The 10,268-nt window shown below is 59.8% G+C and carries 8 protein-coding genes; 6 read left to right on the top strand and 2 right to left on the bottom strand.

Annotated features, from left to right (window positions below; translation table 11 throughout):
- From BN1127_RS22440 to BN1127_RS12880, 3 genes are all read left to right on the top strand, one after another.
- Nucleotides 1–2,161 (top strand): type I secretion C-terminal target domain-containing protein (locus tag BN1127_RS22440; RefSeq protein WP_197069650.1); only part of this gene is annotated, 2,161 nt, incomplete at its 5' end.
- 87 nt (nt 2,162–2,248) lie between these two features.
- Nucleotides 2,249–2,806 (top strand): hypothetical protein, encoded by a 558-nt coding sequence (locus BN1127_RS12885; protein WP_042649735.1) that lies wholly within the window; start codon nt 2,249–2,251, stop codon nt 2,804–2,806.
- A gap of 55 nt (nt 2,807–2,861) precedes the next feature.
- On the top strand, nt 2,862–3,563 hold the full coding sequence (locus BN1127_RS12880) for an SIMPL domain-containing protein (protein WP_042649734.1): 702 nt from the start codon (nt 2,862–2,864) through the stop codon (nt 3,561–3,563).
- A gap of 227 nt (nt 3,564–3,790) precedes the next feature.
- Here BN1127_RS12880 and BN1127_RS12875 read toward each other — a convergent pair whose 3' ends face one another.
- On the bottom strand, nt 3,791–5,167 hold the full coding sequence (locus BN1127_RS12875; RefSeq protein ID WP_042649733.1) for an amino acid permease: 1,377 nt from the start codon (nt 5,165–5,167) through the stop codon (nt 3,791–3,793).
- Between the two features lie 357 nt (nt 5,168–5,524).
- Between BN1127_RS12875 and BN1127_RS12870 the strand changes: the two genes are divergently transcribed.
- Complete coding sequence (locus BN1127_RS12870) at nt 5,525–5,818, top strand: hypothetical protein (protein WP_082030093.1); 294 nt, start codon at nt 5,525–5,527, stop codon at nt 5,816–5,818.
- Nucleotides 5,819–5,928: 110 nt separating this feature from the next.
- Here BN1127_RS12870 and ppsR read toward each other — a convergent pair whose 3' ends face one another.
- Nucleotides 5,929–6,741 carry a posphoenolpyruvate synthetase regulatory kinase/phosphorylase PpsR gene (gene ppsR, locus BN1127_RS12865; RefSeq protein WP_042649732.1) on the bottom strand — a complete coding sequence of 271 codons (813 nt, stop codon included), beginning with the start codon at nt 6,739–6,741 and terminating at the stop codon, nt 5,929–5,931.
- Between the two features lie 308 nt (nt 6,742–7,049).
- On the opposite strand from ppsR, the gene ppsA reads away from it, so the two are divergent.
- Both ppsA and BN1127_RS12855 read left to right on the top strand, forming a co-directional pair.
- On the top strand, nt 7,050–9,422 hold the full coding sequence (ppsA, locus tag BN1127_RS12860) for a phosphoenolpyruvate synthase (protein ID WP_042649731.1): 2,373 nt from the start codon (nt 7,050–7,052) through the stop codon (nt 9,420–9,422).
- Nucleotides 9,423–9,540: 118 nt separating this feature from the next.
- On the top strand, nt 9,541–10,268 hold a 728-nt coding region (locus BN1127_RS12855), incomplete at its 3' end, for an ATP-binding cassette domain-containing protein (protein ID WP_042649730.1).

Below are 10,268 nucleotides of genomic sequence, written 5' to 3'. Positions count from 1 at the left end.
CACAGGTAGCCTGGGTATCATCATCGACGATGACTCGCCGATAGCGATGCCAGCCACCAACGCAGGCCAGGCCACGCAGGTCCAGAATACTAACCTGATGCTGATCCTCGATATCTCCGGCAGTATGGGTGATCCGTCGGGGTATCAAGGCATGACCAGAATGCAGGTCATGCAGAAATCGGCACTGGAACTGCTCGACAAGTATGATGCCTACGGCAATGTGATGGTCAACATCATCACGTTTGCTACTTCAGCAGCCAACGCGACAGGTGTCTGGGTCACTGTCGATGCGGCCAAGACGATCATTCTTGGCCTCTCACCGACTAATTCAACCAACTACGATGATGCACTGAACGAAGCAATCAAGGCCTTTGGTGACAGTGGTAGACTCGTTGGTGCGCAGAATGTCTCCTACTTCATGTCGGACGGGTTGCCAAATGCCAATGCGTTAAGCGGCACTGCCGCCTCGGTTCCCGACGGCAACAATTCTCTGGGAGGAGTAAATGGGATAGATGGTGACGGGGCGACATTGAGCGGAGAAACCAAGGACTGGGCCGATTTCCTGACGGCGAACAACATCAACTCCTTTGCACTCGGGATGGGCTCTGGAGCAACTCAATCGGCGCTCAATCCGATCGCCTACAATGGGGTCAGTGGAGCAAGCCCGGCGAACACCACAGCAGTGGTGGTGACGGACTTCAGCCAGCTAGCGGCAACGTTGCTTAGCACCGTTGTGGCGCCCCCCCTGTCCGGACAACTGATCGATGGGATCACAGCGAGTACCGGGGCTGACGGTGGCTGGATCAATGCCATCACAGTTGCGGGCGTTACTTACACCTACAACCAGAAGACCAATACTTCGGGCGTCTCGGGTGGGACTTCAGCCGGTACCTTTAATACGACGACCAACGAATGGTCAATCACGGTTGCCGGGGGCATCCTCAAGGTGGACATGGACAACGGTGTATATACCTATACTCCGCCATCATCCATACCGGTTGGTGGTATCAATCAGAGCTTTGGCTACAGCGTGATCGATAACGATGGGGATACTGCGTCCAGCACCTTGTCCATCGTCGTCAATCCGGCGGTAGGTCCTACCGTGGTGCGTGATGACTTCATCATCACCAATCAGGATCCGTCTACCATCCCGGATTGGGCCCTGCTGGTGAACGATACGGGGCCGCTGGCGGCTACCCAGACGATCATAGGGGTCTCGGGCGCGGTCAGTGGTACGGTAACCGACAATGCGGGCTCGGTGACCTTCGATGATACCTCGGGCAATATCACACCCAGCACTTACCAAGGATCGTTCAACTACACCAACAGCACGACCTCGGATACTGCCAAGGTGTTTGTGGATGTGCAGAACGGGACGCTCACCGGGAGCTATCTTGACGAGATCCTGATTGGTGGATCTGGCGATGAGACGCTTAACGGCAATGCCGGCAATGACATCCTGCTCGGTGGTGGCGGCAACGATGGGTTGAGCGGTGGAGATGGCAACGACATCCTCGTCGGCGGCGCAGGCAACGATACTTTGAACGGTGGTGCTGGCAACGACACTGCCAGTTATATAGACATCACAGGTGGCGTTGGTGTCACTGTGGCGGTCAATGGCAACAACCAGAATACTGGTGGTGCCGGCACCGACAGCCTTAGCAACATGGAGAACCTGGTCGGCTCGATGTTTGGTGACACTCTGACTGGTGATGGCAGTGCCAACATCCTCAGCGGCTTGGCCGGCAATGACACCTTGGCAGGGGGCGGTGGCGACGACCTGCTGATAGGTGGTATGGGCAGTGATACCCTGACAGGCAATGCCGGCAAGGATACCTTCAAGTGGCAGGCGGGAGATGCCGGTGGTACTGACACCATCATGGACTTCACCACAGGGGCCAATGGGGATGTACTGGATCTGAGCGAACTGCTCAGTGGCGAGCACGCCAATACAGCGTCCTTGGATCAGTACCTGAACTTTGCATCAGGTCCGGGGGTGAATAAATCGACCTTGACGATCGATCTGGATGGTTCGGGGAGTGGTACCACGACTCACAGTATCTTCTTTGACAATGTGGATCTGACGGCCACTTCGACACGGACCGACCTGCAAATCATTCAGGACCTGTTGAACCAGGGCAATCTCAAGGTCGATCCTTAATCAAACCATGGGGGCCGGGTTTGCCCGGCCCCTGTTATTTGATGAAGTGGACGGCTAAGATAGCGGCAGTATCAGGAGAGGGTCACCATGCAGTCATTCAACTGGGTCGACATCGATGGCATTCGCTATAGCTGGGACGGGCAGGACAACATCGTCTGCTCCGGCCGCTTTGGCTATCAGGCCGCGATGACGGGTGACAAGCTCAATGGTCTGGAGCTGGAGAGTGAGGATGGCGATGTGGCGGGGCTGCTCAATGTGGACTTTGCCGCCTCCAGCATCAGCTTTACGCCGGCAGAGGATGCTCCCTTGCCTCACATGGTGGTGCTGGTTGGCCATGAGTGGGGGCAGCAGGAGTACTCGCTGCAGAGCCTGAGCGACAGCTCCTTGCAGGGGCTGCTCAGCCATGGTGAAGAGCTTGACTGGAGTAGTCTGGCGGTGGTGACGGCTTCCGAGCCGAGCATGCCGTCCCAGGGTCACGTTCTGTCGTGGGATTCATTCCATTTCGAGGATGAGTCCCTGCTCGGGGGCGAAGTTCCGTCGTCCGTGATCGCGAGCCATGGCAATCCCCTTGGAGGGGAGATCAGCATCAACATCGACATGACCAATCAGGTGCTGGAGCAGATCCCTCCATTGCACGATATATGAATCCCAATCGACGACGTGCATAATGACCTCCATCTAATCGATGGAGGTTTTTTCTATGTGGCGTCCCCTTCTTACCCTGTTTGCGCTCGTTGTCAGTGCCCCGCTGCTTGCCATCGAGGTGCCCCAGGCTCCCCATCTGGTGGTCAGCGGCTACGCGGAGCAGAAGGCAGAGCCCGACATGCTGACGCTCAACGTCGCCGTGACCGCCCTGGAGAAACAGGGCATCAAGGCCAAGCAGCAGGTGGATACCAAGGTTGCCGCCTTCTTTGGTCAACTGGAGAGCCTCGGCATCAAGCGCAGCGATGTGGAGGCCGGCAATCTGGTGATCTCCCCCGAATACCAGTACCCGCAGAACAAGCAGCCCGAGATGGTGGGTTACCGAGCCCAGCGCCAGTTGGCCGTCAAACTCTACCAGCTCGACAAGCTGAGTCAGTTGATGGACACCGCCCTCAAAGCAGGCTTGGAATCTGTCTCCCAGATTGAGTACGGCCTCAAGTCACCACAGGTCATTAAGGATCAGGCCCGTCTTGGTGCGGTGGCAGACGCTACCAGCAAGGCAGAATCTCTGGCCAAGGCCTTTGGCATGAAACTTGGCAAGGTGTACAGCGTGGAGTACCGCAACAGCTCTCCCATGCCGGTCTATAGCCGTGCCATGAAGGCTGCCGCGGCACCCGCCGCCGACATGGCGGAGAATAGCTACCAACAGCAGCAGATCAGCATCACGGACAACGTGGAAGCTGTCTTCCTGCTGGAATGATGGACTGCAAAACTAATCCTGATCTCCCCAAACCCGAGGCACCTGTCTCGGGTTTGTCGTTATGGAGTCCCTGCTCATGGAAGTTAAATGGCAATGCCCGGTGGTGTCCCTCATCTGTGCATGCCAGAGGCAGGGGAGTGATGGACCGCTTCGCTGTTGCCGGGGGATGGAGCACATAAAAAAATGCCGGTCAGTGACCGGCATTTTCGTAAGAGAAGCGGAGAGACTTAGCCCAGATTGGTGGCTATCCGTTCCTGGCGCTTCTGCTTGAACAGGTAGCCCAGGCCCAGCACCACTATCCAGGCCGGGATCAGCTCGACCGAGATGCGGGTGCCGTCGTTCATGTACATGATCACCAGGATGGCGGCCATGAAGGCGAGGCAGAGGTAGTTGCCAAACGGGCTCCACAATGCCTTGAACTTGGTGGTCACTCCCTCGGCAGCCTTGACCTTGCGGAACTTGAGGTGTGCGAGGCTGATCATGGCCCAGTTGATAACCAGGGCGGAGACCACCAGCGACATCAATAGGCCGAAAGCCTTGCCCGGGATCAGGTAGTTGATCAGCACGCACAGCAGGGTGGCGGCTGCGGAGATGGTGATGGCAGTCAACGGCACACCGCTTTTGTTGGTCTTGAGCAGCGCCTTGGGACCGTTGCCCTGCTTGGCCAGGCCGAACAGCATGCGGCTGTTGCAGTAGACGCAGCTGTTGTAGACGGAGAGCGCGGCGGTCAGTACCACCAGGTTCAGCACGTTGGCCACCAGGTTGCTGTCCAGAGCGTGGAAAATCATCACGAACGGACTGCCGCCTTCGACCACCTTGCCCCAGGGGTAGAGGGAGAGCAGCACGGTCAGGGCGCCAATGTAGAAGATGAGGATGCGATAGATCACCTGGTTGGTGGCCTTGGGAATGCTCTTCTCGGGATTATCCGCTTCCGCCGCCGTGATGCCGACCAGCTCCAGACCGCCGAAGGAGAACATGATGAAGGCCATGGCCATTACCAGGCCGCCCACGCCGTTGGGGAAGAAGCCTCCCTGAGCCCACAGGTTGCTGACCGTGGCCTCGGGTCCGCCGGTGCCGGAGAACAGCAGGTAGCCGCCGAAGCCGATCATGCCGAGGATGGCCACGACCTTGATGATGGCGAACCAGAACTCCATCTCGCCGAACGCCTTGACGTTGGAGAGGTTGATGGCGTTGATCAGCACGAAGAAGAAGGCCGCCGACATCCAGGTCGGGATCTCGGGCCACCAGTACTGCACATAGATGCCGACCGCAGTCAGCTCCGCCATGCTCACCAGCACATAGAGTACCCAGTAGTTCCAGCCGGAGGCGAAACCAGCGAAGTCACCCCAATACTTGTAGGCGAAGTGGCTAAATGAACCGGCAACCGGCTCTTCCACCACCATCTCGCCGAGCTGGCGCATGATGAGGAAGGCGATGAAGCCGCCGATGGCATAGCCGAGCAGCACGGCGGGGCCCGCCATCCTGATGGTGTCGGCGATGCCGAGAAACAGGCCGGTACCGATGGCACCACCCAGTGCGATGAGCTGGATATGGCGGTTTTTAAGGCCGCGTTTCAGCTCTTCGCCGTCTTGTTGAAGATCCATTCTTCCTTCCTTACGTCGCTGAAGTCACTCGTCTGTCGCCCCGCTCGCCACTGCACCTCCTGTGCCCCGGCGCGGCATCTTGTGCCGAAAACGTGACGAAATCCGTATTAATATCGTTACGGTTTGCCGCGCACTGTTTTTTGTAGCGGCTACCAACCCGAGCAGAATAGTGATAATCGACCGTTTGTGCACTTGTTTTCCTCATCATTGGTTTGCTTTGTGGGCAATGTTCAGGTTTTTCATGATCTGGAAAGGGGTTTTGGAAGTGATTGCTGGTTTTGTGTTCAGTTGGTCTTGGCGCTATTGACCTGGTGGTGATTTGATGTGTTAGTAGCCGTTTTTCAAGGAAGGACTCATATGATCGAAGGTATTGTCGGTGGCTTGCTGCTCGCGGCGCTCTGGTTGGGAGTCTGGTTATCCCCCATGTTGCTGACCATGGCGGCGGCCTGTCTCATGGTCTGGGGATGGCAGGGGGCGGATTATCTGGTGAACAACATCGCCATTGTGCTGACGCTCGCCGCCGTGCTGGGCCTGCTTCCCGCCTGCTGGTTGAGTGAACGGGCACGCAAACGCCATGGTTTGCTGCGCTTTCATGGCATGTTGATGAACAATCGGGAGCTCAACAAGCCAGCTTCCCGCCCTCGCCCCTGAGCCTCATGACGCCGACGGACCCGCTGGCGTCATTTCTCCCTGTCTTTCTGTTTCGTTATCTTGCCACTGGGCTGTCGATACGCGCGTTTATCCTGCCTTTTTTATGTTATCTAGCAGAGTTGGCGGCGAAGGCCGGTTGCCTCCAGGATCTTGGCACTGATCTCCTCCACCGAGTGGGAGCTGGTGTCGAGGAAGCGGATCGCCTCCTGGCGGAACAGCCGCTCCACGCTCGCCAGCTCCTGCTCGCACTGCTCGAGAGAGGAGTAGCGACTATTGGCGCGGCGCTGGTTGCGGATCTCGTGCAGCCGTTGGGGCGCTATGGTGAGGCCGAACAGCTTGTGGCGGTTGGCCTTGAGCGGGGCGGGCAGCTCCAGCGAGCCCATGTCCTGCTCGATGAAGGGGTAGTTGGCGGCACGAATGCCAAACTGCAGTGCCAGATAGAGGCTGGTCGGCGTCTTGCCGCAGCGGGAGACCCCGATGAGGATGATGTCGGCTTCGTCATACTCCTTGGTGGTGATGCCGTCGTCGTTGCTAAGGGCGAAGTTGACTGCCTCGATGCGATCGTCATAGAGCTTGCGGTTCTCCATGCCGTGGGTGCGGTGGAGCCTGGGCTCGGCCTTGATCCCGAGCTCCTGCTCGAGGGGGCTCACGAAGGTGTTGAGAAAATCGTGGCTGCTGGCCTGGGCCTTGAGCACCTCTTCGCGCACCTGGGGGTCGACTATGGTGTGAAACAGTATGGGGCGCACCCCGGTCTGGCGAAATTGTTCATCGATGCGGGCCCGCACCTGGCGCGCCTTTTCCTGGGTCTCCACGAAGGGGATTGTGACCTGTTCGAAGACCAGCGGAAACTGGCTCAATACGGCATGACCGAACACCTCGGCGGTGATGGCGGTGCCGTCGGATACATAGAATACGGTGTGCACAGCGGACTCCTGTGGTGTGCTCCTGGGGGGTTGCGAGCAATCAGTATCTCTCGAAACCATATCTCTTTTGTCAACAGGTCTGCCATTCCCAAGTTGTGAACTCGCTTGCAAACCTGAGTCGTTACCTTTTTGTGTCGGTATTGTAGAATGCCTGTGTCAAACGGCCATCCCCAACTCTTGCTCGGGGATTTTTTTGACAATAAGTAGAAAACGTTTTCATGGTCGTTGGCAACAGACACTAACAAAAACACACGACTTGGCACAGCTGGTGCGTTGACACCCTGGCCCACCAACCTGGAGACATGCAAATGCAACAGTACGTACTCTGGTACGAACAGCTCGGTATGCAGGACGTAGAGCGCGTCGGCGGCAAGAATGCATCCCTTGGCGAGATGATCAGCAACCTCTCCGGTGCCGGCGTGTCCGTGCCGGGCGGCTTTGCGACCACCGCCTTTGCGTTTAACGAGTTTCTGGAGTTAAGCGGCCTCAACGGCAAGATCCACGACCTGCTCGACAGCCTGGATGTGGACGACATCGCCGCCCTCAACCGGGCCGGTCAGCAGATCCGTGACTGGGTGGTGGACGCCCCCTTCCAGCCTGCGCTGGAGCAGGCGGTGCGGGCTGCCTATGACAAGCTGAGCGCTGGCCTCGAGGCTTCCTTTGCTGTGCGCTCCTCCGCCACCGCCGAAGACATGCCGGACGCCTCCTTCGCCGGTCAGCAGGAGACCTTCCTCAACGTGCGCGGCATAGACTCTGTCATGACCGCCATCAAGCATGTGTTTGCGTCGCTCTTCAACGATCGCGCCATCTCCTACCGGGTGCATCAGGGCTATGACCACAAGGGCGTTGCGCTCTCGGCCGGGGTGCAGCGCATGGTGCGCTCGGACTTGGCCGCCTCCGGCGTCATGTTCACCCTGGATACCGAATCCGGCTTCAACGACGTGGTCTTCATCACAGGCGCCCAGGGTCTGGGTGAGATGGTGGTGCAGGGGGCCGTCAACCCGGACGAGTTCTATGTGCACAAGCCGACCCTGAAATCGGGTCGACCCGCCGTGGTGCGCAAGACGCTGGGCTCCAAGCTCATCAAGATGACCTACTCCGAGGACGCCGGTCACGGCCGTCAGGTGAAGATAGTCGACACCCTGGATGCCGAGCGCAACCGCTTCTGCATCACGGACGAGGAGGTGATGGCGCTGGCCAAGCAAGCCCTCATCATCGAACAGCACTACGGCCGCCCGATGGATATCGAGTGGGCCAAGGATGGTCAGGACGGTCAGCTCTACATCGTCCAGGCGCGCCCGGAGACCGTACGCAGCCGCCAGGAGGCGAACACGCTCGAACGCTTTGCCCTGAAGCAATCCGGCAAGGTGTTGATCGAGGGACGCGCCATCGGCCACAAGATCGGGTCGGGCCCGGCGCGGGTCATCAGCTCCATCAGCCAGATGGACGAGGTACAGCCCGGCGATGTGCTGGTCACCGACATGACCGACCCGGACTGGGAGCCCATCATGAAACGGGCCTCCGCCATCGTCACCAACCGGGGTGGGCGTACCTGTCACGCCGCCATCATCGCCCGTGAGCTGGGTATCCCGGCCGTGGTCGGCTGTGGCGATGCCACCGACCGCATCGAGGCAGGTCAGCTCATCACGGTTTCTTGCGCGGAAGGGGACACCGGCTTCATCTACGACGGCGAGCTCGACTTCGACGTAGCGGTGACCGAAGTGGGCAATATGCCGCCCTTGCCCATCAAGATCATGATGAACGTCGGCAATCCGGACAGGGCATTTGATTTTGCCCAGTTGCCCAATGCCGGTGTGGGGCTGGCGCGGCTCGAGTTCATCATCAACCGCATGATAGGGGTGCACCCCAAGGCCCTGCTGGAATTCGACCAGCAGAGCCCCGAGCTCAAGGCCACCATCACCAAGATGATCGCGGGTTACGACAGCCCCCGTGAATACTATGTGGCCAAGCTGAGTGAAGGCATTGCCACCCTGGCCGCCGCCTTCTGGCCGGAGCGGGTCATCGTGCGGATGTCGGACTTCAAGTCCAACGAATACGCCAACCTGGTGGGGGGCCGCGGCTACGAGCCCCACGAAGAGAACCCCATGATCGGCTTCCGTGGCGCTTCCCGCTACATCGCCGACAGCTTCCGTCCCTGCTTCGCCCTCGAATGCGAGGCGATGAAACGGGTGCGCGACGTCATGGGCCTGACCAACGTCGAGGTGATGATCCCCTTCGTTCGTACCGTGGGCGAGGCGGAGCAAGTGGTGGAGATCCTGGCCGAGAACGGCCTGCGCCGCGGCGAGCGGGGCCTGAAAGTCATCATGATGTGCGAACTGCCCTCCAATGCCCTGCTGGCGGACAAGTTCCTCGAGCACTTCGACGGCTTCTCCATCGGTTCCAACGACATGACCCAGTTGACCCTGGGGCTGGATCGGGATTCGGGCCTCATCGCCCACCTGTTCGACGAGCGCAACGAGGCGGTCAAGGCGCTGCTGGCCCTGGCCATCACCGCCGCACGCAAGGCGGGCAAGTATGTGGGTATCTGCGGCCAGGGGCCGTCCGATCACCCGGACTTCGCCGCCTGGCTGGTCGAGCAGGGGATCGACTCTGTGTCCCTCAACCCGGATACCGTGGTCGACACCTGGCTCTATCTGGCCGAACAACACAAGGCTGGCTAAGCCCGTCCCCCGCTTTTCAATGACACGGCGCCGCAAGGGCGCCGTTTTTTTGATAGCGCCGTTTTCTGGTACAAGGGAGAGGGAGCAAGGTGCTCCGCACGAATCACAGGACGACCCCATGACCTCATTGCAGTGGCAATCCGCCACCCTGGCCCTTCGTGGCCACCACACTCTGGTTATTCCAGAACTTTGTCTCACCCCGCAGGACTGCTGGGCCTTTGTCGGTAGCAACGGCAGCGGCAAGACGGCGCTGGCCTCTGCCCTGTGCGGCGAACTGGCCGTCCGTGCAGGGGAGGTGACTGGTCGGGTGAGGGCCGTGCGCCTCTCCTTTGAGTCGCAGCAGCAGTTGGGGGAGCTGGACTGGCAGCGGCGCAACACCGACATGCTGGGGGAAGAGGAGGAAGCGGGCTATCGGGTGTCGACCCTGATGCTGGAGGCGGGGGGAGAGGAGGTGCAAGCCCGATCGCTGTTGGCGCGCTTCGGCATCGAGTCCCTGTGGGAGCGCCCCTATCGCTATCTTTCGAGCGGGGAGGGGCGCAAGTTGCTGCTGGCCCGCGCCCTGCTGGAGCGACCCGAGCTGCTGGTGCTGGATGAGCCCTTTGATGGGCTGGATCAGGGGGCCAGGGCCTCCCTGATGTCGCTGCTGGCGCACCTGGTGAGCGAGGGGCAGCGCCTGGTGGTGATCGTCAACCGTTTCGACGAGATCCCGTCCTTCGCCACTCACCTCGGCCTGCTCGGCGAGCGCCGCCTGCTGCTGGCGGGGGAGCGCGATACCGTGCTCGGCAGCCGGGAGGTGGCCCAGCTGGCGCGCGCCGAGGGGCAGAGCCCGCAGCTGCCCCCTCCGCT

The sequence above is a fragment of the Aeromonas media genome (assembly GCF_000819985.1).
Taxonomy (GTDB): Bacteria; Pseudomonadota; Gammaproteobacteria; order Enterobacterales; family Aeromonadaceae; genus Aeromonas; species Aeromonas media.
This window is presented reverse-complemented; position numbering and strand designations above follow the sequence as displayed.